Annotated in this window: 24 protein-coding genes; 16 read left to right on the forward strand and 8 right to left on the reverse strand. The window is 57.2% G+C overall.

Features of this window, described 5'->3' with window-relative positions:
* Window positions 1–14: 14 nt before the first annotated feature.
* Together mdtQ and N6P30_RS18125 are read left to right on the forward strand one after the other, a co-directional pair.
* The gene (gene mdtQ, locus N6P30_RS18120) at window positions 15–1,433 is read left to right on the forward strand and encodes a multidrug resistance outer membrane protein MdtQ (RefSeq protein WP_032663195.1); all 1,419 of its coding nucleotides are present in this window, start codon (window positions 15–17) and stop codon (window positions 1,431–1,433) included.
* A gap of 50 nt (window positions 1,434–1,483) precedes the next feature.
* On the forward strand, window positions 1,484–2,248 hold the full coding sequence (locus N6P30_RS18125) for an SDR family oxidoreductase (RefSeq protein WP_008500906.1): 765 nt from the start codon (window positions 1,484–1,486) through the stop codon (window positions 2,246–2,248).
* A gap of 82 nt (window positions 2,249–2,330) precedes the next feature.
* On the opposite strand, the gene N6P30_RS18130 is transcribed toward N6P30_RS18125, so the two are convergent.
* A complete protein-coding gene (locus N6P30_RS18130; RefSeq protein ID WP_008500905.1) occupies window positions 2,331–2,903 on the reverse strand; it encodes a DedA family protein in 573 nt (190 codons plus the stop codon).
* Between the two features lie 157 nt (window positions 2,904–3,060).
* Between N6P30_RS18130 and N6P30_RS18135 the strand changes: the two genes are divergently transcribed.
* Window positions 3,061–3,648, forward strand: a complete 588-nt coding sequence (locus N6P30_RS18135) for a Yip1 family protein (RefSeq protein WP_023312454.1) — start codon at window positions 3,061–3,063, stop codon at window positions 3,646–3,648.
* A gap of 167 nt (window positions 3,649–3,815) precedes the next feature.
* Window positions 3,816–4,739 (forward strand): D-alanyl-D-alanine endopeptidase, encoded by a 924-nt coding sequence (gene pbpG, locus N6P30_RS18140; protein WP_023293820.1) that lies wholly within the window; start codon window positions 3,816–3,818, stop codon window positions 4,737–4,739.
* Between the two features lie 83 nt (window positions 4,740–4,822).
* Here the strand turns inward: pbpG and N6P30_RS18145 are convergent, their stop codons facing one another.
* Entirely contained in the window at window positions 4,823–5,377 is a 555-nt protein-coding gene (locus N6P30_RS18145) for a GNAT family N-acetyltransferase (RefSeq protein ID WP_008500902.1), read from the reverse strand.
* A gap of 111 nt (window positions 5,378–5,488) precedes the next feature.
* Window positions 5,489–7,237, reverse strand: a complete 1,749-nt coding sequence (gene dld / locus N6P30_RS18150; protein WP_039266749.1) for a D-lactate dehydrogenase — start codon at window positions 7,235–7,237, stop codon at window positions 5,489–5,491.
* 189 nt (window positions 7,238–7,426) lie between these two features.
* Here dld and bglX point away from each other — a divergent pair, with 189 nt between their 5' ends.
* From bglX to N6P30_RS18175, 5 genes are all read left to right on the forward strand, one after another.
* Entirely contained in the window at window positions 7,427–9,724 is a 2,298-nt protein-coding gene (bglX, locus tag N6P30_RS18155) for a beta-glucosidase BglX (RefSeq protein ID WP_154827301.1), read from the forward strand.
* A gap of 147 nt (window positions 9,725–9,871) precedes the next feature.
* Entirely contained in the window at window positions 9,872–10,789 is a 918-nt protein-coding gene (locus tag N6P30_RS18160; protein ID WP_058673306.1) for an ABC transporter substrate-binding protein, read from the forward strand.
* A 12-nt stretch (window positions 10,790–10,801) separates the two neighbouring features.
* Complete coding sequence (locus tag N6P30_RS18165) at window positions 10,802–11,959, forward strand: ABC transporter permease (protein ID WP_058673307.1); 1,158 nt, start codon at window positions 10,802–10,804, stop codon at window positions 11,957–11,959.
* The gene (locus N6P30_RS18170) at window positions 11,952–12,902 is read left to right on the forward strand and encodes an ABC transporter ATP-binding protein (protein ID WP_008500897.1); all 951 of its coding nucleotides are present in this window, start codon (window positions 11,952–11,954) and stop codon (window positions 12,900–12,902) included. The genes N6P30_RS18165 and N6P30_RS18170 overlap by 8 nt, the downstream gene beginning before the upstream one ends.
* Window positions 12,886–13,623, forward strand: a complete 738-nt coding sequence (locus N6P30_RS18175) for an ABC transporter permease (RefSeq protein ID WP_032663199.1) — start codon at window positions 12,886–12,888, stop codon at window positions 13,621–13,623. The genes N6P30_RS18170 and N6P30_RS18175 overlap by 17 nt, the downstream gene beginning before the upstream one ends.
* Here the strand turns inward: N6P30_RS18175 and N6P30_RS18180 are convergent.
* A complete protein-coding gene (locus tag N6P30_RS18180) occupies window positions 13,598–13,711 on the reverse strand; it encodes a protein YohO (protein WP_008500895.1) in 114 nt (37 codons plus the stop codon). The two genes, N6P30_RS18175 and N6P30_RS18180, sit on opposite strands and share 26 nt — an antisense overlap.
* A 69-nt stretch (window positions 13,712–13,780) precedes the next feature.
* Window positions 13,781–14,521, reverse strand: a complete 741-nt coding sequence (gene mlrA / locus N6P30_RS18185; RefSeq protein WP_032663200.1) for an HTH-type transcriptional regulator MlrA — start codon at window positions 14,519–14,521, stop codon at window positions 13,781–13,783.
* 218 nt (window positions 14,522–14,739) lie between these two features.
* On the opposite strand from mlrA, the gene N6P30_RS18190 reads away from it, so the two are divergent.
* The 3 genes from N6P30_RS18190 to N6P30_RS18200 are packed head-to-tail and all read left to right on the forward strand — an operon-like array spanning window position 14,740 to window position 17,655.
* Window positions 14,740–16,425: a sensor histidine kinase gene (locus N6P30_RS18190; protein WP_032622865.1), complete on the forward strand. Its 1,686-nt coding sequence runs from the start codon at window positions 14,740–14,742 to the stop codon at window positions 16,423–16,425.
* Window positions 16,419–17,138 carry a two-component system response regulator BtsR gene (btsR, locus tag N6P30_RS18195; protein ID WP_032663201.1) on the forward strand — a complete coding sequence of 240 codons (720 nt, stop codon included), beginning with the start codon at window positions 16,419–16,421 and terminating at the stop codon, window positions 17,136–17,138. Before N6P30_RS18190 ends, btsR begins: the two co-directional genes overlap by 7 nt.
* Before the next feature lie 46 nt (window positions 17,139–17,184).
* Window positions 17,185–17,655 (forward strand): DUF1456 family protein, encoded by a 471-nt coding sequence (locus tag N6P30_RS18200; protein WP_008500891.1) that lies wholly within the window; start codon window positions 17,185–17,187, stop codon window positions 17,653–17,655.
* Window positions 17,656–17,765: 110 nt separating this feature from the next.
* Here N6P30_RS18200 and metG read toward each other — a convergent pair whose 3' ends face one another.
* On the reverse strand, window positions 17,766–19,799 hold the full coding sequence (metG, locus tag N6P30_RS18205) for a methionine--tRNA ligase (RefSeq protein ID WP_032663202.1): 2,034 nt from the start codon (window positions 19,797–19,799) through the stop codon (window positions 17,766–17,768).
* 137 nt (window positions 19,800–19,936) lie between these two features.
* Here metG and apbC point away from each other — a divergent pair, with 137 nt between their 5' ends.
* Window positions 19,937–21,046 (forward strand): iron-sulfur cluster carrier protein ApbC, encoded by a 1,110-nt coding sequence (apbC, locus tag N6P30_RS18210; RefSeq protein ID WP_008500889.1) that lies wholly within the window; start codon window positions 19,937–19,939, stop codon window positions 21,044–21,046.
* 92 nt (window positions 21,047–21,138) lie between these two features.
* On the opposite strand, the gene N6P30_RS18215 is transcribed toward apbC, so the two are convergent.
* The gene (locus N6P30_RS18215; RefSeq protein WP_058673308.1) at window positions 21,139–21,624 is read right to left on the reverse strand and encodes a GNAT family N-acetyltransferase; all 486 of its coding nucleotides are present in this window, start codon (window positions 21,622–21,624) and stop codon (window positions 21,139–21,141) included.
* Window positions 21,569–21,901 (reverse strand): RcnB family protein, encoded by a 333-nt coding sequence (locus N6P30_RS18220; protein WP_008500887.1) that lies wholly within the window; start codon window positions 21,899–21,901, stop codon window positions 21,569–21,571. The genes N6P30_RS18215 and N6P30_RS18220 overlap by 56 nt, the downstream gene beginning before the upstream one ends.
* Window positions 21,902–22,389: 488 nt before the next feature.
* Between N6P30_RS18220 and N6P30_RS18225 the strand changes: the two genes are divergently transcribed.
* From N6P30_RS18225 to N6P30_RS18235, 3 genes are read left to right on the forward strand one after another with little or no spacing between them, the layout of a single operon-like run.
* Window positions 22,390–23,526 carry a polysaccharide export protein gene (locus N6P30_RS18225; protein ID WP_045372638.1) on the forward strand — a complete coding sequence of 379 codons (1,137 nt, stop codon included), beginning with the start codon at window positions 22,390–22,392 and terminating at the stop codon, window positions 23,524–23,526.
* Window positions 23,527–23,528: 2 nt separating this feature from the next.
* Window positions 23,529–23,960 (forward strand): protein tyrosine phosphatase, encoded by a 432-nt coding sequence (locus tag N6P30_RS18230; protein WP_058673309.1) that lies wholly within the window; start codon window positions 23,529–23,531, stop codon window positions 23,958–23,960.
* A gap of 17 nt (window positions 23,961–23,977) precedes the next feature.
* On the forward strand, window positions 23,978–26,158 hold the full coding sequence (locus tag N6P30_RS18235) for a polysaccharide biosynthesis tyrosine autokinase (protein WP_154827300.1): 2,181 nt from the start codon (window positions 23,978–23,980) through the stop codon (window positions 26,156–26,158).
* The last annotated feature ends 14 nt before the right edge of the window (window positions 26,159–26,172 follow it).

The following is a 26,172-nucleotide window of genomic DNA, read 5'->3' on the forward strand; positions in this document are numbered from 1 at the left end:
GAGTTTATGGCGTCATGAAACGTTCTCTTATTTTATCTCTGAGTGCTCCCTTCGTTTTTATTCTGGCTGCCTGTGCGCCTGAACATGCCACGGTATCTCCCATTAAAACGCAAACCACGGCGGCGTCGGTGAATACGGTTCTGAATCATCAGGACTGGCCGAAAAATGAGTGGTGGAAAGCATATAACGATCCGGAACTTAACGGGCTTATTGCGAAAGCATTAAGCGATGCGCCGGATATGCAGATTGCCCGTCAGCGCATTACGCTTGCGGAAGCCCAGGCCAAAGCGGCTATGGCTGCCGACGGTCCGCAGATTGATTTTTCAGCGGATGCCGAACGTCAGAAAATGTCCGCCGAGGGGCTGATGGGGCCCTTTGCCATTACCGACCCGGCGGCAGGGACAACCGGGCCGTGGTACACCAACGGCACCTTTGGCCTGACGGCAGGCTGGGATCTCGATCTGTGGGGAAAAAATCGCGCGCAGGTCGAAGCCCGGATTGGCAAAGTGAATGCGCAAAAAGCGGAGCTGGAGCAGACCCGTCAGCTGCTGGCCAGCAGCGTGGCGCGGCTCTACTGGGAGTGGCAAACGCAGGCCGCCGTGGGGGAGGTCCTCGCGGAGATCAAACATGAGCAGGACAATATTATCGGTGCCGATCGCGAGCTGTATCAACACGGGATCACCTCCTCCGTGGAGGGCGTTGAAACGGATATCAACGCCAGCAAAACCGAAGAGCAGCTGGCCGAAGTCAACGGGAAAATGAAAGCCATTGAGGCGCGCCTGGTCGCGCTGACGAACGCCTCCTCCGTGAAGCTGACGCGGCACGCTTTGCCAACGGTGGAAGCCTCGCTACCGTCGACGCTCGGCTATGAGCTGCTGGCACGCCGTCCGGATCTGCAGGAGGCGCACTGGTATATCGAAGCCTCCATGAGCGAAGTGGAGGCCGCCCGAGCGGCGTTTTATCCTGACGTGAACCTGATGGCGTTCTTACAGCAGGATGCCCTCCATCTGAGCGATCTGTTCCGTTCGTCCGCGCAGCAGATGGGCGTGACCGCCGGGCTAACGCTGCCGATTTTCGACAGCGGCAGGCTTAACGCCGGGCTGGATATCGCTCAGGCGCAGAACAACCTTTCAGTAGCCAACTACAACAAAGCGGTGGTAGAGGCCGTCAATCAGGTGGCACACACGGCCAGTGAAGTCGAAACGCTCATGGCGAAAAACAGCCACCAGCAGCAGGTTGAAAAAGATGCGGCACGGGTTGTAGCGCTGGCGCAGGCGCGTTTCAGCGCGGGGATCGTTGCGGGCTCCCGGGTCAGTGAAGCCAGAATACCGGCCCTTAAAGAGCACCTCGAAGGATTGCTGCTGAAGGGGCAGTATGTGGACGCCACGCTGCAGCTGACCTCCGCGCTGGGCGGTGGCTATCATCATGGCTAAAAAAGGTCATTAACTATACTTACCTCTTTGCAGTTTTTCAGGAGGTGAGTATGACCAGAGTAGCGATTGTGACCGCATCGGATTCCGGGATCGGTAAAACCACGGCCCTGATGCTGGCTGAGCGCGGGTTTGATATTGGGGTCACCTGGCACTCGGATGAGAAAGGGGCGCTGGAAACCTGCCGTGAAGTCGAAGCGCAGGGGCAGCGCGCGGAGGCTGTCCATCTTGATCTAAGCACGCTGCCGGAAGGCGCTGAGGCCATAGAGACGCTGATTGCGCGCTTTGGCCGGCTGGACGTGCTGGTCAATAATGCAGGGGCGATGACCAAAGCGCCGTTCCTCGAGATGCCGTTTGACGACTGGCGGAATATTTTCACCGTCGACGTGGACGGTGCGTTTCTCTGTTCACAGATAGCCGCAAGGCAGATGGTGAAGCAGGGGGAAGGGGGGCGGATTGTGAACATCACCTCGGTGCATGAACACACGCCTCTGCCGCAAGCGAGTGCCTACACGGCGGCAAAACACGCGCTCGGCGGGTTAACCAAATCAATGGCGATGGAGCTGGTGAAGCACAACATTCTGGTGAACGCCGTCGCGCCGGGTGCGATTGCCACGCCGATGAACGACATGGACGACAGCGAAGTGAAGGAAGGCTCCATGCCGGAAATCCCGCTGGCAAGGCCGGGCCACACGAAAGAGATTGCCAGCCTGGTGGCGTGGCTGTGTGACAGCGACGCCAGCTATACAACAGGGCAATCGTTTATCGTCGACGGGGGCTTTATGCTGGCGAACCCGCAGTTTAAGCCGGAGGGATAGATTCCCCTCTCCCTGTGAGAGAGGGTATTTTTAGTTCCCTCTCCCTGTGGGAGAGGGTTAGGGTGAGGGCATCAGGCCGCACTCACTCCTCATCCCGCGTCTTTTCACGGTGCTTCAGCCACAGTCGCACCGCAATCACCGCCACAACCACCAGAATCAACCACGCCCAGTGCTTCAGGTGCTGGTCGAGATTATGCAGCCAGGGCGCAATCACTTCCCCCCCTACATAACCGAGCGTCGTAAAGATCAGCGCCCAGGCAATCGCGCCCACAATATTGAGCGGCAGAAAAATTTTAGGCGGCAGATGGCTGGCGCCAATCAGTATCGGCCCGATAATGCGAAAGCCATACATAAAGCGAGTGCCAATAACGAACAGGTAGGGATGACGTTGAATGAGCCGCTGAGCGCGGCGGATTTTCTTCTGATGCTTTGCGAAACGCTTGAGCAGCGTGGGCCCAAAGCGCAGCCCCAGAAAGTAGAGCAGCTGATCGCCTATCATCCCGCCCAGCGCGACCGCGGCAACAACCAGCGGGAACTTCAGTAACCCCTGATGCGCGGCGACGCCCCCTAACAGCGTGATGGTTTCACCTTCTGCCACGCTGCCGATGACCAGCGCGGCATAGCCATATTGCTCAATGAGTGCGTTAATATCCATTACGTAACGGTTTTCTCCCTCTGCGTGCCTCGTTTAATCATATACCCCTTGAATCAACGGCGGGGAAATCAACGGAAATTTCCCACTGTACATAAAATAATCTAAAGCCTGCATTATACTTAAGGTATCGCTGACGGGCCGACAACAAGGGGGCGCTATGAACCATGTCTGGGGACTTTTCTCCCATCCCGATCGTGAAATGCATGTCATTAAAAGTGAGAACGAAACGGTCTCGCATCATTACACGCACCACGTGCTGCTGATGGCTGCGGTGCCGGTAATATGCGCTTTTATCGGAACGACACAAATCGGCTGGAACTTCGGTGACGGCACCGTGGTTCAGCTTTCCTGGTTTACCGGACTCTATCTTGCCATCGTCTTTTATGGCCTGATGCTGGCGGGGGTGGCGGTCATGGGGCGCGTCATTCACTGGATGGCGCGTAACTATCCGCAGCGTCCATCGCTGGCGCACTGTATGGTCTTTGCCGGGTATGTCGCGACCCCGCTGTTCTTAAGCGGTATTGTTGCGCTTTATCCACTGGTCTGGCTGTGCGCGCTGATCGGTACCATTGCCCTCTTTTACACCGGTTATCTGCTGTATCTGGGGGTTCCTACCTTCCTGAATATCAATAAAGAAGAGGGGCTGAGCTTCTCGAGCTCAACGCTCGCCATCGGGGTGCTGGTGCTGGAGGCGTTACTGGCACTGACGGTGATTCTTTGGGGTTATGGATACCGTCTCTTCTGAGTTCACTGCATTGCTGGCGTAAATGCCAGCAATGCAGCATCCGTTCACGATTATCCTCTGGCGACAACGCCCGCTGACGGCTATGATGCCGAGGCCAGCCTGTGTTTATCCAACAACCCAGGCGGTGTACGTCATAACGTGCGTGAATAATTATCAGAAGTCTCACCATGCTGAAATTCCGAGTCTCTTTACTTAGCCTGGCGCTGTTGCTGGGTGCGTCCGCAGTCGTACCGGCCGTCGCCAAAACGCCCGCGGTGACCACCGCTGCTGCTCAGCCGCAAATTGCGTCCGGCAGCGCGATGATTGTCGATCTCAACACCAATAAGGTGATTTACGCCAGCCATCCGGACCTGGTGCGACCGATCGCCTCAATTACCAAATTAATGACCGCGATGGTGGTGCTTGATGCCCATCTGCCGCTGGACGAAAAACTGAAAGTGGATATTAGCCACACGCCGGAGATGAAAGGGATCTACTCCCGCGTGCGGCTGAACAGTGAGATCAGCCGTAAAAATATGCTGCTGCTGGCGCTGATGTCGTCTGAAAACCGCGCTGCGGCGAGCCTGGCGCACCACTATCCGGGCGGCTACGACGCGTTTATCCGCGCGATGAACGCGAAAGCCAAAGCGCTGGGGATGAACAATACGCACTATGTGGAACCGACGGGTCTGTCGATCAACAACGTCTCCACGGCGCGCGATCTGACGAAACTGCTGATTGCCAGCAAACAGTACCCGCTGATTGGTCAGCTCAGTACCACCCGTGAAGAGATGGCGACCTTTGCGAACCCGGCCTATACGCTGCCGTTCCGCAATACTAACCATCTGGTATACCGGGATAACTGGAATATTCAGCTAACGAAAACCGGCTTTACCAACGCGGCGGGACACTGTCTGGTGATGCGCACCGTATTTAACGGTAAGCCGGTGGCGCTGGTAGTGATGGATGCCTTCGGCAAATACACGCACTTCGCGGATGCGAGCCGCCTGCGTACCTGGATTGAAACAGGAAAAGTGCAGCCTGTACCGGCCGCGGCATTGACGTATAAAAAGCAGAAAGCGGAGCAGATGGCGACGGCGCAGAACGACTGAGCCGTCTGTCAGCGCCGGGTGGCGGCTTTGCCTTACCCGGCCTACAAACACTAAAAACGGTAACCCAGGTTACCGTTTTGCGTTTATTCCGGCAGCGTCCAGTCACCATCGTTGAGCGGGCGCTGCATAATCACCGTATCCCGCCAGTCGCCTTTCTTGTAGCCTACGCTGCGCAGCTGACCGACAATCACGAAGCCATGTTTTTTATGCAGACGTAACGAGCCGGCATTGTTATTGCCATCTCCTACCACGGCAATCATCTGCCGCCACGGCCCTTGCTCGCAGCGTGCGATCAGCGCATCCATCAGTGCCGTGCCAAAACCGCGCCCGGTGATGCTGGCATCCACGTAAATCGACTCTTCCAGGGTATAGCGGTAGGCGTGTCGCGGTCGGTAAGGGGTGGCATAGCAGTAGCCCACCACAATGCCGCGGTACAGCGCGATAAGCCACGGTAAACCGTTCTCCGCCACGCTTTTCATGCGATGACGCATTTCGTCAATAGTCGGGGGGACTTCTTCAAATGACGCGCGCCCGTGAAGCACATGCCAGGCATAGATCGCGGCAATGGCATGCACATCATCGGGACGGGCGTCGCGCACTTCCAGCTCGGTCTCGGATAAAACATCAATAGCCGACATGATGTGCCTGCTCCTCTTATCGAAGGCCGGAGAAACGTTTCTCCGGCGATAAGCGGTTACTCTATTACGATTAAGGAGCGCTTAACAATCTCTCAAATTTGGCTGTAGGAATTAATCAGACGTTTGCGTTATGTGCTGCTCCGCGTCTGCGCTCTCTTTCCAGTATTTCTTCCGCGTTGTTTTACCGATGCCGGGATTCATGCTGTTTGTAGGGTCATTCTCGCGATAAAACTGCTTAAGTGCGTCAGGGGCTTTATAAAGATGTCCGACGTTGTGTTCCGCAGGATATTGTGCGCCGCGTTCACGCAGAAGGGCGAGCATCTGCTCCTTCAGTTCGTGTGCATCGACCCCTTTCTTGACGATGTAATCCTGATGGAAGACATAGCACATAAAGTGGCCGTAATAGAGCTTGTGCACCAGCTTGCTGTCGATTTCCGGCGGCAGGTGTTCAAACCACTCGGTGTCGTTACGCCGCAGGGCGATATCGAGCGCCAGAATATCTTCCACCTCTTCGGAATGTACCGCCTGATATCGGATGGCGGCCCCTGCGGCGGCAAAGCGGTGCAGGAACGCTTTGCTGCCCTCTTCAGGCGTACAGGCAAAGAAATCCCCTTCGGCGGTTTTAAAGAATTCGGTCAGCCAGCTCTGCGCTTCGGCAATTCCGTCTCCGGCCATTTTCAGCAGCAGGTGATGTTCGTACCTGTCGCGCCAGGTTTTCATCCTCTCCGGCAGATGCGCCGGGAAAACGTTGCCCAGCTTCTGCATAAAGCGGTCGGTGAAGTGGGGTTTGAACAGCGACACTTTCTCCAGCATCGCGTCGGTACGGCCCTTCATGGTGAAGAAGAACGGCATTTTGTCGGTGCCGAGCTTGTCGATCATCAGGAACGTGTCTTTGCCGTAGCGCTCGGCGATGTCGTAAATGTCCCGGTGCATGTATTCGCCCGCCACCGGCAGATGGGTGAATTCGCCCAGAATATGACGGCGGATCTCCGTCAGAACCTCAGGCTGGTTGGTGCCGATGTAGAATACCTGCTGCTTTTTCTCGGCCGGGAAGGTGTCCAGACGCACCGCAAAAACGGCCAGCTTGCCCGCGCAGCCGGAGGATTCAAACAGGCGATCCGGGTCGGCGTTATAGCGCGCCGGCGTATCGGCATTGATATCCCGCACGCGGGTCACGTAGTCGTGATCGTGCGCATGGCGACCGTCGTGCTGAACGTCTTCATCCTTCACGCGATCGTCGTCGAGCTTGCTGAGGATCTGTTCTGGCGTGACGCCGAGATCGATTCCCAGGTGGTTCACCAGCGTCAGCTTGCCGTTTTCGTCAATACGGGCAAACAGGGACATCTCGGTATAGGCGGGGCCGCGCTGCACCAGCGAGCCGCCAGAGTTATTGCAGATCCCACCGACCACCGAGGCGCCAATGCAGGAGGAGCCGATCACCGAGTGCGGTTCGCGGCCCAGCGGCTTAAGCGCTTTTTCGAGGGAGTAAAGCGTGGTGCCGGGGAACGCGAGCACCTGCTCGCCTTTATCCAGCAGGTGCAGCTTGTCGAGGCGCAGGGTGCTGATAATCACGATGTCACGATCGTAATCGTTGCCGTTCGGCGTGGAGCCTTCGGTCAGGCCGGTGTTGGCCGCCTGCATTAAAATAATCTTGTCGGCGGCGACGCAGGCGCTCAGGACGCGCCACAGCTCCAGCAGCGTGCCGGGGAAAACCACCGCCAGCGCCTCGCCCTGACCGGAGCGGAAGCCCTTGCGGTAGCGGGCGGTTTTAGCCGGGTCGGTAAGCAGGTGAGAGGAGCCAACCAGGCGCGACAGTTCGTTAATAAAGGTTTTGTTATCGTCAGTTCGAACAGAAGACATCTTCCACTCCTTGTGGTGGGGCAAATTTCTCGCTGTAAAGCATAGCGCGATTAACTGTTAAGCGGTCGAGTATTCACGAGAAAAATCAGAGAATAACCCTGCAACGATCGGAGGGTTTGTGGCACACTGCGCTTTTCGCACGGTATGGCCGAGATCGTCCGGCGGTTATTGATGAGAGAGTAAAACGACATGAAATGGCTATGTTCTGTAGGTGTCGCCGTCAGCCTGGCGCTGCAACCTGCGCTGGCAGAGGATTTGTTTGGCAATCACCCGCTCACGCCTGAAGCGCGGGACGCGTTTGTCACGGAATTGCTCAAGAAAATGACGGTCGATGAGAAAATCGGCCAGCTGCGTCTGATCAGCGTCGGCCCGGATAATCCGAAAGAGGCCATCCGCGAGATGATCAAAGACGGGCAGGTAGGGGCCATCTTTAATACCGTCACCCGCCAGGATATCCGCAAGATGCAGGACCAGGTGATGGATCTCAGCCGCCTGAAAATTCCCCTGTTCTTTGCCTATGACGTGGTGCACGGCCAGCGTACCGTCTTCCCCATCAGCCTCGGCTTAGCGTCTTCCTTTAACCTCGACGCAGTGAAAACCGTCGGGCGCGTGTCGGCTTATGAAGCGGCGGACGACGGGCTGAACATGACCTGGGCGCCCATGGTGGACGTCTCGCGCGATCCGCGCTGGGGCCGCGGCTCGGAAGGCTTTGGTGAAGATACGTATTTAACCTCCACGATGGGTAAAACCATGGTGGAAGCGATGCAGGGCAAAAGTCCCGCGGACCGCTACTCGGTGATGACCAGCGTCAAACACTTTGCGGCCTACGGCGCGGTGGAGGGCGGTAAAGAGTACAACACCGTCGACATGAGCCCGCAGCGCCTGTTCAACGACTACATGCCGCCGTACAAGGCAGGGCTGGATGCGGGCAGCGGCGCGGTGATGGTGGCGCTGAACTCGCTGAACGGCACGCCTGCAACCTCTGATTCCTGGCTGCTGAAAGACGTGCTGCGCGACCAGTGGGGCTTTAAGGGCATCACCGTTTCCGACCACGGTGCGATTAAAGAGCTGATCAAACACGGTACCGCCTCCGATCCGGAAGATGCGGTGCGCGTGGCGCTCAAGTCCGGCATCAACATGAGCATGAGCGACGAGTATTACAGCAAGTATCTGCCGGGGCTGGTGAAGAGCGGCAAGGTGACGATGGCGGAGCTGGACGATGCCACCCGTCACGTGCTGAACGTGAAATACGACATGGGGCTGTTTAACGATCCGTACAGCCACCTGGGTCCGAAAGACTCCGACCCGGCAGATACCAATGCCGAAAGCCGCCTGCACCGCAAAGAGGCGCGTGACGTCGCGCGCGAAAGCCTGGTGCTGCTGAAGAACCGCCTCGACACGCTGCCGCTGAAAAAATCCGGCACCATTGCCGTGGTGGGTCCGCTGGCCGACAGCAAGCGCGACGTCATGGGCAGCTGGTCTGCGGCGGGCGTGGCTGACCAGTCCGTGACCGTGCTGACCGGTATCAAGAGTGCCGTCGGTGAAAACGCCAAAGTGATTTACGCCAAAGGGGCGAACGTCACCAACGATAAAGACATCGTGACCTTCCTCAACCAGTACGAGGAAGCGGTGAAGGTCGATCCGCGCACGCAGAAGGAGATGATTGACGAAGCGGTGAACGCCGCGAAGCAGTCTGACGTCGTTGTTGCGGTCGTGGGGGAAGCGCAGGGTATGGCGCACGAAGCCTCCAGCCGTACCGATATCACCATTCCGCAAAGCCAGCGCGATCTGATCGCCGCCCTGAAGGCCACCGGCAAACCGCTGGTGCTGGTGCTGATGAACGGCCGTCCGCTGGCGCTGGTGAAAGAAGACCAGCAGGCTGATGCGATTCTGGAAACCTGGTTCGCCGGTACTGAAGGCGGTAACGCTATTGCTGACGTGCTGTTTGGCGATTACAACCCGTCGGGCAAGCTGCCGATGTCCTTCCCGCGCTCCGTCGGGCAGATCCCGGTGTACTACAGCCACCTGAACACCGGTCGCCCGTATAACGCCGACAAGCCGAACAAGTACACCTCTCGCTACTTCGACGAAGCTAACGGCCCGCTCTATCCGTTTGGTTACGGCCTGAGCTACACCACCTTCAAGGTCTCCGACGTGAAAATGTCGGCGCCGACCCTGAAGCGTGACGGCAACGTGACCGCCAGCGTTGAGGTGACTAACACCGGCAAGCGCGAAGGGGCTACGGTGATCCAGATGTACGTGCAGGATGTCACCGCGTCGATGAGCCGTCCGGTGAAACAGCTGCGCGGTTTTGAGAAGGTCAACCTGAAGCCGGGGGAAACCAAAACCATCAGCTTCCCGATCGACGTGGATGCGCTGAAGTTCTGGAACCAGCAGATGAAATACGATGCGGAACCGGGCAAATTTAACGTCTTTATCGGCGTGGACTCCGCCCGCGTGAATAAAGGCGAGTTCGAGCTGCTGTAACCTTTCCCTCCTTTGCCTCCCCCCGTCCTGCGGGGGAGGCGTCTTACCTTATGCTAAAAAGGCATTTTGACGGTTAATTCCGCCGTTTTAAGCTACGCTTTTCTCTCAAGCCTCTGAAAAAGGCAGCAAAAAAATGAGGATAGCGGAATGACGATTGCAAAGGGGATGTTGGGATCTGCGGTGTTACTGGCGGCGCTGAGCCTGCCGTTACAGGCGGCGGAGCCGGTTAAAGTGGGTTCGAAGATCGATACCGAGGGCGCGCTGCTCGGCAATATTATCTTGCAGGTGCTGGAAAGCCACGGCGTGAAAACGGTCAATAAAGTTCAGCTCGGCACCACGCCCGTCGTGCGCGGCGCGATTACCTCCGGCGAGCTGGATATCTACCCGGAATACACCGGCAACGGCGCATTCTTCTTCAAAGATGAAAACGATCCGGCATGGAAAAACGCCAAAGCCGGGTATGAGAAAGTCAAAAAACTCGACGCGGAACAGAACAAACTGGTTTGGCTGACCCCGGCGCCGGCCAACAATACCTGGACTATCGCCGTGCGCAAGGACGTGTCGGAGAAAGGGAAGCTGACTACCCTGGCGGATCTCAGCCGCTACCTGAAAGAGAAGGGCGACTTTAAGCTTGCGGCGTCGGCGGAGTTCATCGAGCGTCCTGACGCGCTGCCCGCGTTTGAAAAAGCCTACGACTTCAAGCTCGACCAGGCTCAGCTGCTCTCGCTGGCGGGTGGGGATACCGCGGTGACCATCAAAGCGGCGGCACAGCAAACTTCCGGCGTTAACGCGGCCATGGCCTACGGTACCGACGGCCCGGTGGCGGCGCTTGGCCTGCAGACCCTGACCGATCCAAAAGGCGTACAGCCAATTTACGCGCCGACCCCGGTGGTGCGTGAGGCGGTGCTGAAAGCGTACCCGGACATTGCAGAATGGCTCAAACCGGTCTTCGAAAAGCTGGATGAAAAAACGCTGCAGCAGCTGAATGCCAGCATTGCCGTCGAGGGGCTGGATGCCAAAAAAGTGGCCGCCGACTTCCTGAAACAACAAGGGCTTGTGAAGTAACGGGAAAAGGCTGTGCCAATAAAATGTCATAACCGCGTCCTGCTGCTGCTGGCCTGCGTAGCCATCGCGGCGGTCGCGTTACCGTTTGTTAACGTTGCCCCAAACCGCCTGATGTCGGGGGAGGGCAAAGCGCTCTGGCAGGTCTGGCCGTTTACGCCGGGGTGGCTGGCGGCGGCGCTGGGCGCGTGGGTGATCCTGTCGCTCTGGCAGGGACGCCTGGCCCAGTGGCTGACGCTGCTTCTCTCTGAAGGGCTGTTTATTCTCCTGTTCTGGAGCGCCGGGCTGGCGGCGACGCATATGGCCTCGGCGGAAAGTCCGCTGGCGAGAACCACTATCGGCAGCGGCCTGTGGCTGTGGCTGGCGCTTTGCCTGCTGGCCTGCAGCGATGCGATTCGTCGACTCATCCCCAGCGCCGTCTGGCGATGGGTGCTCAATGCGCAGATATGGTGTATTCCTTTACTCCTGCTGTTCAGCGGGGAGCTGAACAACCTCTCGCTGTTAAAAGAGTACGCCAACCGTCAGGAGGTGTTTGATGATGCCCTCGCGCAGCACCTGACGATCCTCTTCGGTACGCTCTTTCCGGCGCTTCTGGTTGGGATCCCCCTTGGCATGTGGTGCTATCGCCATCCTTCACGCCAGGGCGGGGTTTTTACCGTGCTCAATGTTATCCAGACCATTCCTTCCGTCGCGCTGTTTGGCCTGCTGATTGCGCCGCTGGCCGGGCTGGTGAAGTCGTTTCCGGCGCTGGGAATGCTGGGAATAGCCGGAACGGGATTAACGCCCGCGCTTATCGCGCTGGTGCTGTATGCCCTGCTGCCGCTGGTACGCGGCGTGGTCGCGGGCTTAGGTCAGGTCGCACCTGACGTGCTGGAAAGCGCCCATGCGATGGGAATGAGCGCGCGGCAGTGTTTCTGGAAAATTCAGCTGCCGCTGGCGCTGCCCCTGCTGTTGCGCAGCCTGAGGGTGGTGGCGGTCCAGACCGTCGGCATGGCGGTGATTGCGGCGCTGATTGGCGCGGGCGGCTTTGGCGCGCTGGTCTTCCAGGGGCTGCTGAGCAGTGCCCTGGATCTGGTGTTATTGGGCGTAGTGCCCACGATTGCGCTGGCGGTGGTCGTCGATGCACTGTTTGCCTTATGGCTCGCGCTGCTCGGGAGAAGAGCCAATGATTGAATTTCATGATGTCAGTAAAACCTTTGCCGGTCGTCCCGCGGCGAGCCACCTGAACCTGAACTTTGCCGAGGGGGCGTTTTCCGTGCTGATTGGCACCTCCGGGTCGGGCAAATCCACCACCCTGAAGATGATCAACCGGCTGGTGGAGCATGACAGCGGGCTGATCCGCTTTGCCGGGGAAGAGATCCGCAGCCTGCCGGTGCTGGAGCTGCGCCGTCGGATGGGCTATGCCATTCAGTCCATCGGCCTGTTTCCGCACTGGACGGTGGCGCAGAACATCGCCACCGTGCTGCAACTGGAGAAATGGTCGCGGACGAAAATCGCCGAACGTGTTGATGAGCTGATGGCTCTGCTGGGGCTAGAGCCCGCGCTGCGCGACCGCTATCCGCACCAGCTTTCCGGTGGGCAGCAGCAGCGCGTGGGCGTAGCGCGCGCGCTGGCGGCCAACCCGCAGGTGCTGCTGATGGACGAACCCTTCGGCGCGCTGGATCCGGTCACGCGCGGCGCGCTGCAGGCGGAGATGACCCGCATTCACCGCATTCTCGGACGCACGATCGTGCTCGTGACGCACGATATTGATGAAGCCCTGCGCCTGGCTGACCATCTGGTGCTGATGGATCATGGCGAAGTGGTGCAGCAGGGCTCGCCGCTTGAGCTGTTAACCTGGCCAAAGAACGACTTTGTGCGCGAGTTTTTTGGCCGCAGCGAGTTGGGCGTCAGGCTGCTCTCCCTGCGAACGGTGAGCGACTATATGCGTCGGGAGGCGGCGCCGGTGAGCGGCGAACCGCTGCAGGCGCAGATGAGCCTGCGGGATGCGCTCTCCGCGTTTGTCGCGCGCCAGTGCGAAGTATTGCCCGTTTCGGATGCCCGGGGCGCGCCGTGCGGCACCTTACACTTTCGCGATCTGCTGGCCGGGGAGGTGACGCGTGAAGGCACTGCGTGATCCGCTTCTCTGGCTGGTAGCGCTCTTTGTCGGCTTACTGTTTCTGATGCCCCACAGCGCGGCGCTGTTTAACAGTCTCTTTCCCGGGCTGCCGCGGCCGGTGTATCAGCAGGAGAGCTTCATTAATCTCGCCCTGGCGCATCTCTGGCTGGTGGCGCTCTCAAGCGCCATCGCGGTTGTGCTGGGCGTGGGGGCGGGCATCGCGGTCACGCGGCCCGCGGGCCGGGAGTTTCGCCCGCTGGTGGAGACGATTGCGGCCATCGGACAGACGTTTCCCCCGGTGGCGGTGCTGGCGATAGCGGTGCCGGTGATGGGCTTTGGCCAACAGCCTGCCATCATTGCGCTGATTCTGTACGGCGTATTGCCGGTGCTGCAGGGCACGCTGGCGGGCCTCGCGGCGGTACCTGCGTCCGTGCTGAGCGTGGCGGAAGGGATGGGGATGAGTCGCGGCCAGCGGCTGCCCAAGGTTGAACTGCCGCTAGCGGCACCGGTTATCATTGCCGGGATCCGCACGTCGGTCATCATTAACATCGGGACGGCGACCATTGCGTCGACGGTCGGCGCTAATACGCTGGGCACGCCGATCATTATCGGCTTAAGCGGGTTTAATACGGCGTATATTGTGCAGGGAGCGCTGCTGGTTGCGCTGGCGGCAATCGTCGTCGATCGCGCTTTTGAGCGGCTGGCGCTGTACCTCAGCCGACACCGCCGCGAACAATAAACGAGTACCCTGCCAGCATCACGCCGCCGATACCGCTTACGGCCATCAGGACAAAAAGGGTAATAATGGCCAGTTTGGTTGCCTTCATCATGTGCTCCTGTTGTTAACGGAACAATTATACGGTGAAGCGCAGCTGTTAATGAACCATTAAATGCCGTTATGGCTCATCCGGACCAAGGGAATAGACCGGGTAACCATTTTCACGCCATTCCGTCAGCAGCTGTTGCTGCGAGGCGGACGGCACTTCGCCACACCAGACCAGCAGGGTCTGGCCGTCGAAAAACTCAGGTCTGAGCTGCGCCAGCGAGTGCGCCAGAACATCCACGCGCCAGCCCTTCTGGGTGGCAATCCACGCTTCCAGCCACAGGCGGGTGGTATCGTGTACGTTCCAGCCGACAACCAGCGCATCTTTTCCGGCTTTGTTCTTCGCTGAGGCAAGGCAGACGGCAATGTAGTTGATCAGCACGCCGTCGAGCATGCTGAGCAGCGCCTGCAGGGTGGACTGCTGGCACTGCAGGCGTCGCCGGAGCGGAATGAAAAGATGGGATATCAGCGTCTGCGCCGGATAATCGCGACCCTGCTCTTTTATCCATCCACGCAGGCGCTGCAGGTTGCCCGCCTGCAGGAGCCGCAGCAGGGTTTCCTGTTGTTCGCGCCAGAGATGTTGCGTATCCGGGTCGTTGTGGCTCAGCAGGGACTTCACTTTCCCAACCTGCACGCCGTTGTCGATCCAGCTTTTGATTTCGCGAATGCGGTCGATATCGTCATCATTAAAAAGGCGATGCCCACCGTCGGTCCTCTGCGGTTTGAGTAATCCATACCGTCGCTGCCACGCCCGTAGGGTAACGGGATTGATATCACAAAGGAGTGCCACTTCACCGATCGTGTAAAGCGCCATATTCGCCCCCTGGCTTACGCGTCCCCAGCTTAACTGTAGACCCACTTTGCCGAACCAGGAAGAATTGATTGTTTTTTACGCAAAGAATGCGAAGCGTATGCGATATTCTGAAAAAGGTGTGATAACGGGCACGATTTTGCGCTTTTTTGGGATGCTTCAAAGAAAGTTGAGCCGCATCCGTGTATGTTACGCGTTTTTTAGCGTGTGCGGTTTTGAGTATGTACGAGTTTAACCTGGTGCTGCTGTTGCTTCAGCAGATGTGCGTGTTTCTGGTCATTGCCTGGCTGATGAGCAAAACGCGCCTGTTTATCCCGCTGATGCAGGTCACCGTCCGTCTGCCGCACAAATTCCTCTGCTACGTCGTATTTTCCATATTCTGCATTATGGGGACCTGGTTTGGTCTTCATATCGAAGACTCTATTGCCAATACGCGCGCTATCGGCGCGGTGATGGGCGGGCTGCTCGGCGGTCCCGTCGTCGGGGGGCTTGTCGGTTTAACCGGGGGGCTGCATCGCTATTCCATGGGGGGGATGACGGCCCTGAGCTGTATGATCTCCACGATTGTTGAAGGGCTCCTCGGCGGCCTGGTGCACAGCTATATGATCAAGCGCGGTCGCCCGGATAAAGTCTTCAGCCCGCTCACCGCCGGAGCCATTACCTTTGTGGCCGAAATGGCGCAGATGGCGATCATTCTGCTGATTGCCCGTCCGTTTGAGGATGCGCTGCACCTGGTCAGCAGCATTGCCGCTCCGATGATGGTGACCAATACCGTGGGCGCGGCGCTGTTTATGCGCATTCTGCTCGACAAGCGCGCCATGTTTGAGAAGTACACCTCGGCCTTTTCCGCCACGGCGCTGAAGGTTGCCGCCTCGACCGAAGGGATCCTGCGCCAGGGGTTCAACGAAGAGAACAGCATGAAGGTGGCCCAGGTGCTCTACAAGGAGCTGGATATCGGCGCGGTGGCGATAACCGATCGGGAAAAGCTGCTGGCTTTTACCGGTACGGGCGACGATCACCATCTGCCGGGCAAACCGATCTCCTCAGCCTATACGCTGCGCGCCATCGAAACCGGCGAGGTGGTGTATGCCGACGGTAACGAAGTGCCTTACCGCTGTTCGCTGCATCCCCAGTGCAAGCTGGGCTCCACGCTGGTGATTCCGCTTCGCGGCGAGAATCAGCGGGTGATGGGCACCATCAAGCTGTATGAGGCGAAAAACCGTCTGTTCAGCTCCATCAACCGCACGCTGGGGGAGGGGATCGCCCAGCTGCTGTCCGCGCAAATCCTCGCCGGGCAGTATGAGCGGCAGAAAGCCCTGCTGACGCAGTCGGAGATTAAGCTGCTGCATGCGCAGGTCAATCCGCATTTCCTGTTCAACGCCCTCAATACGCTTAAAGCGGTGATCCGCCGCGACAGCGATCAGGCCGCGCAGCTGGTGCAGTTTCTGTCGACCTTTTTCCGCAAGAACCTGAAGCGGCCGTCGGAGATCGTGACCCTCGCCGATGAGATTGAGCACGTGAATGCCTATCTGCAGATTGAGCAGGCGCGTTTCCAGTCGCGTCTGCAGGTGTCGCTCTCCGTGCCGGACGAGCTGGCGTATCAGCATCTTCCGGCCTTTACCCTGCAGCCGATTGTGGAGAACGCCATCAAGCACGGTACATCACAGCTGCTGGGAAGGGGGGAGATAACCATTGCCGCCAGCCGATTCAACCATCACCTGGTGCTGGATATTGAAGATAATGCCGGGCTTTATCAGCCTTCCGCCTCCGGCGGTTTAGGGATGAGCCTGGTGGATAAACGCCTGCGCGCCCATTTTGGCGATGACTGTGGCATTACCGTCGCCTGCGAGCCCGACCGATTTACCCGTATTACCCTACGACTGCCGCTGGAGGAAAACGCATGTTAAGAGTGCTGATTGTGGATGACGAGCCGCTGGCACGGGAAAACCTGCGCGTTCTGCTGCAGGAGCAGCCGGATGTTGAGATTGTGGGGGAATGCGCCAACGCCATTGAGGCTATCGGCGCGGTGCACAAGCTGCGCCCGGACGTGTTGTTCCTCGACATTCAGATGCCCCGCATCAGCGGGCTGGAGATGGTCGGCATGCTTGACCCGGACCATCGCCCCTACATCGTGTTTCTGACGGCGTTCGACGAATATGCCGTTAAGGCCTTTGAGGAGCATGCGTTTGATTATTTACTCAAGCCGATTGAAGAGAAGCGTCTGGATAAAACGCTCAACCGTTTACGCCAGGAGCGCACCGTGCAGGACGTCACGCTGCTGGCGGAGAACCAGCAGCCGCTGAAGTTTATCCCCTGCACCGGGCACAGCCGGATCTATCTTCTGCAGATGGATGATGTGGCCTTTGTCAGCAGCCGCCTGAGCGGGGTATTTGTTACCAGCGCGGAAGGGAACGAAGGGTTTACCGAGCTGACCCTGCGCACGCTGGAGAGCCGCACGCCGCTGATTCGCTGTCACCGCCAGTACCTGGTGAATATGGCGCATCTGAAGGAGATCCGCCTGGAAGATAACGGCCAGGCCGAGCTGGTGCTGCGCGCCGGGCAAACCGTCCCGGTCAGCCGCCGCTACCTGAAGAGTTTGAAAGAGGCGATTGGGCTGTAAAGCTGGTACACTGCGCGCCATTGCATCATCGACATTCGAAGGCACTATGCTAAGTAACGATATTCTTCGTAGCCTGCGCTACACCCTGAAAGCGAACAATAACGACATGGTGCGCATTCTTGCGCTGTCCGACATGGAATCCACGTCTGCCAGTTTTGACACGTGGATGACCAAAGAAGACGAAGAGGGGTTTGTCCGCTGCCCTGATATCATTCTGTCGGGCTTCCTGAACGGCCTGATTTACGATAAGCGCGGCAAAGATCCTGCCGCGCCAGAGCTGGCGCTGGAGCGTCGGGTGAACAACAACACGGTGCTGAAAAAGCTGCGTATCGCGTTCTCGCTGAAAACGGACGATATCGTGGCGATCATGACCGAGCAAAAATTCCGCGTATCCGTGCCGGAAGTGACCGCCATGATGCGCGCACCGGATCATAAAAACTACCGCGAGTGCGGCGACCAGTTCCTGCGTAATTTCCTGCGCGGGCTGACCCACCGGGTGCATCACCCGAAGGCGTGATGTTTAGCCGGGTGGCGGCTTCGCCTTACCCGGCCTACAAAACCCGTAGGCCCGTGCAGGCGTAGCGCCGCCGGGCAAAAAAAAGCCGGAGATAATCTCCGGCTTTTTTGTTATTTCACCTGCTGGCCCGGCTTCGCGCCTTCGTCAGGGCTTAACAGGAAGATATCTTTACCGCCAGGGCCTGCGGCCATCACCATCCCCTCAGAGATGCCGAAGCGCATTTTGCGCGGCGCCAGGTTGGCGACCATCACGGTCTGACGGCCGATCAGCACCTGCGGGTCCGGATAGGCAGAACGGATGCCGGAGAAGACGTTGCGCTTCTCGCCGCCCAGATCCAGCGTCAGGCGCAGCAGCTTGTCAGAGCCGTCCACAAACTCCGCGTTCTCGATCAGCGCCACGCGCAGGTCGACTTTGGCGAAATCATCGAAGGTAATGGTTTCCTGAATCGGATCGTCCGCCAGCGGGCCGGTGACCGGTGCCGCAGCCGCCTTCACTTCTTCTTTGGATGCTTCTACCAGGGCTTCAACCTGCTTCATCTCGATGCGGTTGTACAGCGCTTTGAAGGTGTTGACCTTGTGACCGAGCAGCGGCTGCTGAATAGCATCCCAGGTCAGTTCGGTGTTCAGGAACGCTTCAGCGCGGGCTGCCAGCTGCGGCAGAACCGGCTTCAGCCAGGTCATCAGCACGCGGAACATGTTCAGACCCATGGTGCAGATCGCCTGCAGGTCGGCGTCACGGCCTTCCTGTTTCGCGACCACCCACGGAGCCTGTTCGTCCACATAGCGGTTGGCAACATCGGCCAGCGCCATGATTTCGCGAATCGCTTTACCGAATTCACGGCTTTCCCAGGCTTCGCCAACCGCAGCGGCGGCATCGGTGAAGGTTTTATACAGCTCAGGATCGGCCAGTTCGGCAGAAAGCACGCCGTCAAAGCGCTTGGCAATAAAGCCCGCGTTACGGGACGCCAGGTTCACCACCTTGTTCACGATGTCCGCGTTTACGCGCTGCACGAAATCTTCCAGGTTCAGGTCGATATCGTCGATGCGGGAAGAGAGCTTCGCGGTGTAGTAGTAGCGCAGGCTGTCCGCGTCGAAGTGGTTCAGCCAGGTGCTGGCCTTGATGAACGTCCCGCGGGACTTGGACATCTTGGCGCCGTTCACCGTCACGTAGCCGTGAACAAACAGGTTGGTTGGCTTGCGGAAGTTGCTGCCTTCCAGCATGGCCGGCCAGAACAGGCTGTGGAAGTAAACGATGTCTTTGCCGATGAAGTGGTACAGCTCGGCGGTAGAGTCTTTCTTCCAGTATTCGTCGAAGCTGACGGTGTCGCCACGCTTGTCGCACAGGTTCTTGAAGGAGCCCATGTAGCCGATTGGCGCGTCCAGCCAGACGTAGAAGTATTTGCCCGGTGCATTCGGGATTTCGAAGCCGAAATACGGCGCATCGCGGGAGATATCCCACTGCTGCAGGCCGGATTCGAACCACTCCTGCATCTTGTTCGCTACCTGCTCCTGCAGCGCGCCGCTGCGGGTCCATGCCTGCAGCATTTCGCTGAAGGACGGCAGGTCGAAGAAGAAGTGCTCTGAGTCACGCATCACAGGCGTGGCGCCGGAAACCACGGATTTCGGCTCGATAAGCTCGGTTGGGCTGTAGGTCGCGCCGCACACTTCGCAGTTATCGCCGTACTGGTCCGGGGATTTACATTTTGGACAGGTGCCTTTGACGAAGCGGTCCGGCAGGAACATGCCTTTTTCCGGATCGTACAGCTGAGAGATGGTGCGGTTTTTGATAAAACCGTTCTCTTTCAGACGGGTGTAGATCAGCTCCGACAGCTCGCGGTTTTCGTCGCTGTGCGTGGAGTGATAGTTGTCATAGCTGATGTCAAAGCCAGCAAAATCGGTCTGATGCTCCTGACTCATTTCGGCAATCATCTGCTCCGGGGAGATCCCCAGCTGCTGCGCTTTCAGCATGATCGGCGTGCCGTGGGCATCGTCCGCACAGATGAAGTTAACCTCGTGGCCGCGCATTCGCTGGTAACGGACCCAGACATCAGCCTGGATATGCTCCAGCATGTGGCCGAGGTGGATTGAGCCGTTGGCGTACGGCAGTGCGCACGTTACCAGAATTTTTTTCGCGACTTGAGTCATAGTAGGCATTACTTCTTTTAACTGTGAAAAGGGTTTTTGATATTACCAAAAGGGGCATTATTAAGTAAGCACAAACCACGGCCTTTCAGGTAAACTTGTTCATCTAAGGTCTTATTCACAAGAACAAAGGAGTCGGGATGAGTTCTCAATCCCAGGCCAAATCACCGGAAGCCTTACGAGCAATGGTCGCCGGGACGCTGGCTAACTTTCAGCATCCAACCCTGAAGCACAATCTCACTACGCTGAAAGCGTTACACCACGTTGCCTGGCTGGACGACACGCTGCACGTTGAGCTGCAGATGCCGTTCGTCTGGACCAGCGCCTTTGACGCGCTGAAAGAGCAGACCAGCGCCGAGCTGCTGCGCATTACCGGCGCGAAGGCGATCGACTGGAAGCTGAGCCACAGCATCGCCACGCTGAAGCGCGTGAAAAACCAGCCTGGCGTCAACGGCGTGAAAAACATCATTGCGGTCAGCTCGGGCAAGGGCGGGGTGGGGAAATCCTCTACTGCCGTAAACCTGGCGCTGGCGCTGGCAGCGGAAGGGGCAAAGGTCGGTATTCTGGATGCCGACATCTACGGCCCGTCTATTCCAAACATGCTGGGCGCGGAAAACCAGCGTCCAACCTCACCGGACGGCACCCACATGGCGCCGATCATGGCGCACGGTCTGGCGACCAACTCCATCGGTTACCTGGTGACTGACGATAACGCCATGGTCTGGCGCGGCCCGATGGCCAGCAAAGCGCTGCTGCAGATGCTGCAGGAGACGATGTGGCCGGATCTGGATTATCTGGTGCTGGACATGCCGCCGGGGACCGGTGACATCCAGCTCACGCTGGCGCAGAACATTCCGGTGACGGGTGCCGTTGTGGTGACCACGCCGCAGGATATCGCGCTGATCGACGCCAAAAAAGGCATCGTGATGTTCGAGAAGGTGGAAGTGCCGGTGCTCGGTATCGTTGAGAACATGAGCATGCACATCTGCAGCAACTGCGGTCACCATGAACCTATCTTCGGTACGGGCGGGGCAGAAAAACTGGCTGCGAAGTATCACACCCAACTGCTGGGACAGATGCCGCTGCACATTACCCTGCGTGAAGATCTGGACAGCGGCAAGCCGACGGTCGTCAGCCGTCCGGACAGCGAATTTGCAGAGATGTATCGTCAGCTGGCGGGACGCGTTGCGGCGCAGCTTTACTGGCAGGGCGAAGTCATCCCGGGCGAAATCGCGTTCCGCGCGGTGTAATACCTCTTCGCTTAGTGCCGGGTGGCGGCTTCGCCTTACCCGGCCTACGAAATACGGTTTTGTAGGTCAGGTAAGCGAAGCGCCACCTGACTTTACCCAAGCCGATAGTGCATCAAATAATACTCTCCCTCCGGAGAATCCCCCGTCGCCTCAATGTGCCAGCCGTGCCGCTGGTAAAACGCGACAGCCCGCGCATTCTTCACCAGACACTTAAGCGAACCTGTACTGGTAAACGTCTTCTGCACCTGTTCCAGAAGCATTTTCCCGACGCCGTGGCTTTGATACTGCGGGTCAACAAAGAGGTTGTGCAGAAAATTATCGTTCGCCCAGACGGAGGCAAAGCCCAGGCGATGGCCGTTCTGCGTGGCAACCCAAATCACTTCGTCACGGGTGGCCGCGTCAAAGTCTTCAAGCTTCCAGTCTGAACTGTCCAGCCATGGCCAGGCCTCACGCCGGGCGTGGAGAAAGAGCGTGCGCAGGAAAGGACGATCGCTTTCCTGCCAGGGGCGGATCAGAATGGTCTTAGCGGTGATAGAAAATATCTCCGTTATAGGCTTTGTAGATTTTGCCGTCCGCATCGCCGATCAGCACGTAGTTCTCGCCCATGTAGGTCCAGTGGGTTCCGGCATCCGGAGCCGGCAGGTTACGCAGCTGGTACTGTTTGATGGTGTACTCCGGCGTTTGATACTGCGCCGGCGCCGTGTCGCCAATCTTGAATTTCGTGAAGTCAGCGATGAACTCTTGTTCTTCATAGGCCTTGATGCCGGAGGGTGCAGCGGCCGTTTGCGGGGCAGAGAATGCGGATCCCGCCAGAGACAGTAATACACCCAGAAGCAGCAGTTTACGCTTAGCCATTTTTTCTCCAGTGATATCGTTACAGATACTTTTCGTCTGCGGGACGTCGAAAGCGAAGCAGACAGTCCATTTTAAGTATCAACGCAGGGTATGTTTGAAAAAAAATGTAACAAAAGTGGACGGTTTTGTGTAGCCCAATTGCGTGATGTTTATCAGTGTCGGGAATATTGTCGATGCATTATATTTTTAATATTTATCATTTCATTAATTAATTCTGAAAATAACTTTCCATATCAAAGTTAGAAAGCGAGGCGAATGCTTTCTCTCGGAAGAGCATTTAATATTGCCTCCGGATGAAGCGTGCTGACATCCGTTTTTTTAACCAGGTCGAGTATAGGATCTGTTTTTTAAAGCGCGGGTGAGGTGTGTTTTATAAGGGCAGGAAGTTCATCTCTCATAAGCATAATTGATTACATTTCATGGGGTTGGATTGGGTCTTTTTACAGGCTTAACGATAAACGCAACGTTAAAAAGAAATATTTATATTAATGAAAAGTACAACTGCATTTTCGCTGTTATTTCTCAGTATTAGTCAGTTAACAGGGTGTGTTTTTTCACCTGGTCAGAACTTAAGTGTGTCAGGTAAGAAAGTTATTTCGGCGAAAGAGGCAAATTATCAGCTTGATAAGCGCGTGGAAATTTTTCCGCTGACGCCGGAGTGGATTGAAAAACTGCGCCCGCCCGTGTCGAAATCTCAGGCAAATCCTAATCTGGACAAGCAGATCAAAAACTGGGAATACCGTATTGGTGCAGGCGACATCCTGACGGTCACCGTCTGGGATCACCCTGAATTAACAACGCCCGCAGGACAATATCGTAGCGCGAGCGATACAGGCAACTGGGTCAACGCTGACGGTACGCTCTTTTATCCCTATGTCGGTAAACTGCGGGTGGCAGGAAAAACGGTTTCACAGGTACGTGAAGAGATTACGGCTCGACTGGATAGCGTCATTGAGAGCCCGCAGGTGGACGTCAGCGTAGCCTCCTTCCGTTCACAAAAAGCCTACGTCACCGGAGAGGTGGAAAAATCGGGTCAACAGCCGATAACCAATATTCCGCTGACGGTGATGGATGCGATTAACGCCGCGGGTGGGCTCTCGGCGGATGCCGACTGGCGTAACGTCGTACTCACACACAATGGACAGGACGCCCACCTCTCACTCTATGCCCTGATGCAGCATGGCGATTTGACCCAAAATAAGCTGCTTTATCCTGGCGATATCCTGTTTGTTCCCCGGAACGACGCGCTGAAAGTGTTCGTAATGGGCGAGGTGGTGAAACAGAGCACCCTTAAGATGGATCGTAGCGGCATGACGTTGGCCGAGGCCCTGGGCAATGCCGGGGGGCTTAACCAAAATATGGCCGATGCAACCGGCATTTTTGTTATTCGCCAGGTATCGAAAAAAGGTGATACCGACAAAATCGCCAATATCTATCAGCTGAATGCGGAAGATGCTTCAGCCATGGTGCTGGGTACGGAATTCCAGCTTGAGCCGTATGACATTGTCTACGTCACCACGGCACCGCTATCGCGCTGGAATCGCGTGATCTCCCAACTGGTGCCCACCATCAGCGGCGTACATGACCTGACCGAAACCGTTCGTAACATCCGATCGTGGCCGTAGTCATGTTCCATTCAATCTTAGTGGTCTGCACCGGCAATATTTGCCGCTCACCCATTGGTGAGCGGCTATTGCGTCAGCAATTACCCGGCAGGCAGGTCACCTCTGCAGGTATTTTCGGACTAGAAGGACGCCCTGCGGATGCGAGTGCGCAGGCTGTGGCCTTGCGTCACGGCCTTTCGCTGGAGGGGCACGTTGCCCGCAGGGTGACGTGCAGTCTGTTGCAACAGTCCGACTTGATTCTGGTGATGGAGCCGGAACACCTTCGTTTTATTGCCACAATGGCCCCGGAGAACCGGGGAAAATCGCTGCTATTTGGACAATGGCTGGAAACCCAGGTCATTCCCGACCCGTATCGCAAAAGCCGTGAAGCCTTTGAATATGTTTTCGGGCAATTGGGGAAAGCCAGTCAGGAATGGGCTCGTCGTTTGAGTTAACAAGGAATGAAGCCGTAATGTCGTCTTCTAAATCAGACAAATATAGTGCTGCGACACCGCAGAATAACGAAATGGATCTCATTCAGTTGCTTGCTGAGATGTTCGATCACCGGGTAATGATCGCGTGTGTTACGCTTCTGTTCACGGTATGTGCGGGGATCTACGCCTTCAGCGTCACGCCGGTTTATCAGGCTGATGCCCTGGTGCAGGTCGAAGCGAAGCAGGGCAACGCGCTGCTCAAGAACCTGACCTCGCTCAGATCCGATCTCTCACCCGATGTCGCTCCAGAACTTTTACTCCTTAAATCACGGATGGTCCTCGGACAGACCGTTGATCGGTTAGGGCTGACCTACGAGGTTAATAGGCGCTTGTTCCCCGTCATTGGAGCTTTCTGGGAGCATGTGCAGGGGCGCAACCCCGCTGAAATCACGATTGGCTCGCTGAATATTCCGTCTGTGGAGGGGGATCCACAAACGCTTTTACTCACTGTTCTCGAGCAAGGGCGATATCGTCTTGAGGGACAAACGCTTGAGGCAGAAGGCGTTGTTGGAAAAGCGCTGCTTAAAGAGGGCGTCTCTCTTCTGGTGACCTCCCTCAATGCGGCACCGGGAACCCAGTTTACCCTCAACATCGTTACCAGGCTTGAGGCCATCAACGCCATTCAGAGCAGACTGACGGTTGTGGAGTCGTCGAAACAGAGTGGAATGATCGCCTTAACGTTAACGGGTGACGATCCCGGCAAGACCGCTACGGTACTTAATACGATTGCCGAAAATTTTCTCAGCCAGAACATTGCGCGCCAGGAAGCTAAAGATTCCCGTAGCCTCACTTTCTTACAGGATCAGTTACCTAAAATCAGTCGCGAACTGGATGAAGCCGAGGCGCGACTGAATGCTTATCGAGAGCAAAGCGATTCGGTCGATTTATCTCTTGAGGCAAAGTCGGTTCTTGATCAGGTGGTTAACGTGGAAAATCAGCTTAACGAGCTGACGTTTCGCGAGGCAGAAGTATCCCAGCTGTTCAAAAAGGGCCATCCCACCTACCGTGCTTTACTGGAGAAAAAACAAACGCTTGAGCGGGAACGCGCGCGCCTGTATAGCCGCGTCTCCTCCATGCCATCCACGCAGCAGGAAATATTACGCCTGAGTCGTGATGTTGAATCCGGGCGCGCCGTATACATGCAGTTGCTGACGCGTCAGCAAGAGCTGAGCATCTCGCGCTCCAGCGCTATCGGGAATGTGCGGATCATAGACCCGGCGGTGACGCAGCCTGCCCCTGTCAAACCGCGCAAAGCCCTCATCATTCTGTTTGGTATGATGATAGGGCTGCTCCTCTCTGCCGGAACAGTTTTAGTGCGTTCCGCCTTCAAGCGGGGCATTACGTCGTCAGAACAACTGGAAGAGTTCGGGATGCCGCTGCTGGTAACGCTTCCGCGCTCGGTATGGTTATGGAAAAAAACGCACCTGCGCAGGAGAAACCTGTTTACTTCCCACTGGAAGCATAGGATATCCAACGTGCCTTTCCTGCCCATTGACCGTCCGGCTGATACGTTTGTCGAGGCGATGCGTGGGCTGCGCACCAGTTTGCATTTTACCATGATGGATACCGCAAACCGGGTTGTCGTGGTGTCTGGCCCCACGCAGGATTGCGGAAAGACGCTGGTCAGTACTTCACTGGCGTCGATTGTGGCACAGGCCGGACAGCGGGTGCTGTTTATTGATGCGGATATGCGTAAAGGGTATGTCCACAATGTGTTCAGGCTGAACAATCATCGGGGGTTGTCCTGCGTGCTCGACGGAACCGTTGAGTGGCAGGAGGCGGTTCAACGCTTTGAGAAAGGCGGTTTTGATGTACTGACCTGCGGACCCCAACCTACGCATCCCGTTGACCTGCTCATGAGTGAACGCTTCCAGGATGTGATGGCGCAGATTGAAAAAGGGTATGACATCGTGATTATCGACACTCCACCTGTGCTTGCCGTGACGGATGCTTTGCTGATCGCCAGAGCAGCAGCCACTACGCTGCTGGTCGCCCGCTTTGGTAAAACCAGCGTGAAAGAGATCGAGACCAGCCTTAAGCGTATGGAACGGATGAACGTAAAGGTGAATGGCGTGATCCTCAATGACATTGTGAAATCGGCGGCGCTCTATTACAACTCCGGGTATAGCGCTTACGACTATGGCTATACCCGGGAGTAACCCTGACGCGACAT

Source organism: Enterobacter sp. PL1, from assembly GCF_945957325.1.
Classification (GTDB): Bacteria; Pseudomonadota; Gammaproteobacteria; order Enterobacterales; family Enterobacteriaceae; genus Enterobacter; species Enterobacter roggenkampii.